Source organism: Pseudomonas sp. 18.1.10 (genome assembly GCF_024655625.1).
In the GTDB taxonomy this organism is placed as follows: domain Bacteria; phylum Pseudomonadota; class Gammaproteobacteria; order Pseudomonadales; family Pseudomonadaceae; genus Aquipseudomonas.
In genome coordinates this window covers 1-2,239 of record NZ_JANLGL010000420.1, presented here as the reverse complement: position 1 = coordinate 2,239, position 2,239 = coordinate 1, and the positions used below count along the sequence as shown (strand labels likewise).

General features: G+C 64.0%; 3 protein-coding genes. All 3 read right to left on the bottom strand.

Annotated features, from left to right (window positions below):
- Positions 1 to 77: 77 nt before the first annotated feature.
- Positions 78 to 1,037, bottom strand: coding sequence for a zinc-binding alcohol dehydrogenase family protein (locus tag NUV89_RS29335; protein WP_257784064.1), 960 nt, complete (start codon positions 1,035 to 1,037; stop codon positions 78 to 80).
- 30 nt (positions 1,038 to 1,067) lie between these two features.
- Positions 1,068 to 1,241, bottom strand: a complete 174-nt coding sequence (locus tag NUV89_RS29330) for a XapX domain-containing protein (protein ID WP_257784063.1) — start codon at positions 1,239 to 1,241, stop codon at positions 1,068 to 1,070.
- 88 nt (positions 1,242 to 1,329) lie between these two features.
- Positions 1,330 to 2,094 carry a helix-turn-helix transcriptional regulator gene (locus NUV89_RS29325; protein ID WP_257784065.1) on the bottom strand — a complete coding sequence of 255 codons (765 nt, stop codon included), beginning with the start codon at positions 2,092 to 2,094 and terminating at the stop codon, positions 1,330 to 1,332.
- Between the last annotated feature and the right edge of the window lie 145 nt (positions 2,095 to 2,239).

Here is a 2,239-nt window from a genome sequence, read left to right as displayed (position 1 = left end):
CCACCGCATTCGCGAGCAAGCCCGCTCCCACACAAGCCCGCTCCCACATTGGTTCGTCTCACAGTGTTTAGACCGGATCAGGGCAGGAAGATGATCTTGTCTGCGCTGCCACTGTTCACTTCCCCATAGCTCTGCAACCCCTCTGCCAACCCCACGTCACGCAACCCCGTCGGCAGCGGCAACGAGCCCTCATCAAAAAACCGCCCGAACTGCTCCAGCATCACCGCGCACTGCTCGCAGTTGTAGAGCAACGAGTTGATCCCCACCACCGAACCGCCCTTGCGGTACAAGGCCAGGGCCGGCAGTTGCACCTGGCCGTCCACTGGTGCGGCGATGATCGCGATGCGCCCAAACGGCGCCAACCCGGCGACGGCTGCGGGCAACCAGAAACCAGTGGTGTCGAAGATCACATCGGCACCGCCCTTGAACACGCGGTTGACCTGCGCACCCAAGTCCTCTGGCTTGCCCAAGGCAATCGCCTCTATCCCCTGCCCCTGCAACACCTCAACCTGCTCCGCCCGCCGCACCGCCGCCAGCACCTGGGCGCCACGAATGTTCGCCAGGGCCAAAGCCGCACTGCCTACGGCACCGTTGGCGCCAATCACCAGCAACCGCGTACCTTTGCCGACGCCGCTGCGCTCCAGGGCATCCCAGGCGGTGGTGTACGGCACGCCAAGGCTGGCGGCCTGGGCGAAACTCAAGTGGCTGGGCTTGTGAGCGACACCTTTGGCTGAAACCTTCACATATTCGGCGTGGGAACCGTCGGCGAAAAACCCGAGATCGCGACCTGTGCCCCAGACCTCCTGGCCGAGCAACGCCTGCGGACCTTCGACGACAATGCCAGCAAAGTCACGCCCGGGAATACGCGGCAGCGTGGTGTAGGGAAAACGGCCGAGGACGTTTTTCACATCGCTGGGGTTCAGCCCCGCCGCCTTGATCTGCACCAGCACTTCACCGGCAGCGGGCACCGGGGTGGCGACGTCAACGAAACGCAGGGAGGCGAGATCGCCCGTAGCGGAAAATTGCAGTGCTTTCATGGCCAATATCCATCGAAGGTAAAAAGGGAATCAGGACAACCAACCGCTGACCAGCTGCCGCCCCATGGGCCAGAGCTTTTCGCCCAGCAGCATGCCCATCAGGCCAACCAGGGCGATGGCCGGTGGCGCGGGCGAGCGGAAGTCCAGGGCGCCGTAGAGCACGCCGACAAACAGGCCGATGGCAAGGGAGATCAGGTAGTTCATGCGATGGCGCCTGATGGGTGGATGGGCTCAGTGTAGAGAGCCCACTCCTGAAGCATCGGCCAAGTACTTCAGGATATCGGCCAAACCCTCAACCGACGTAATGCGATGGCGCCACGCCGAGTTCGCGGCGGAACATGTCGCTGAAACTGCTCGGCGAATAGCCCAGGGACCGCGCGATACGACTGACCGGCTGGCCCTGGATCAACTCCGCCACCGCCGTGGCCAATTGCACCTGACGGCGCCATTCGGCGAACCCCATGCCCAGGTGTTGCTGGAACAATCTCGACAAGGTTCGCACGCTGGCGCCTGCCGCCTCGGCGTGCTGCTCGAAGGACATCTCCAGGGACGGCGCGGCCATTACGGCCTGGCAGGCGTTTATCAAACGACGGTCGGCCGCCTTCGGCATGGCGATGCGGATCGGTGAGCGGCGCGCCCGTTGCAATTCCAGCAGCGCCAGGCGCACCACCGCGTCGTAATAGCCCGTATCAGCGCTGTCGCCCACGTCCACCAGGGTGACGACCAACTCGCGCAACAAGCCGCCGACCTCGATCACCTGCACCTGGCTGTCCAGCGTCGCCGCCAACGCCGGGCGCAGGTAGATATTGCGCATTTGCAAATCCGACACCACCCGAATCCCGTGTTCCACCCCCGGCGGCAACCACACGGCACGCTGGGGCGGGACCACGAGGGCTTCGTGCGGGGTTTCGACCCACATCACGCCGCTCATGGCGTAGAGCAGTTGGCCCCAGTCGTGGCGGTGGGGCTCCACGTACAACCCACGCGGGTAGGTACGTGCCAGGGGTTGCACGGGGATGGCGTGATTACTGAGGTCGGGGGGCGCGGCCAGGGCCATGGGGAGTGCATCAGTCAGGATGTGGGCGTTCATGGTAAACAGTGACGCCCGCCAAGCCGAGCTGATTTTTAGAAGCAGCACACAAATCCCAATGTGGGAGCGGGCTTGTGTGGGAGCGGGCTTGCTCGCGAATGCGGTGGTTCAG

Coding starts and splice junctions, on each gene's coding strand:
- NUV89_RS29335 (WP_257784064.1), bottom strand. CDS start 1,037: ATGAAAGCACTGCAATTTTCCGCTACGGGCGATCTCGCCTCCCTGCGT.
- NUV89_RS29330 (WP_257784063.1), bottom strand. CDS start 1,241: ATGAACTACCTGATCTCCCTTGCCATCGGCCTGTTTGTCGGCGTGCTC.
- NUV89_RS29325 (WP_257784065.1), bottom strand. CDS start 2,094: ATGGCCCTGGCCGCGCCCCCCGACCTCAGTAATCACGCCATCCCCGTG.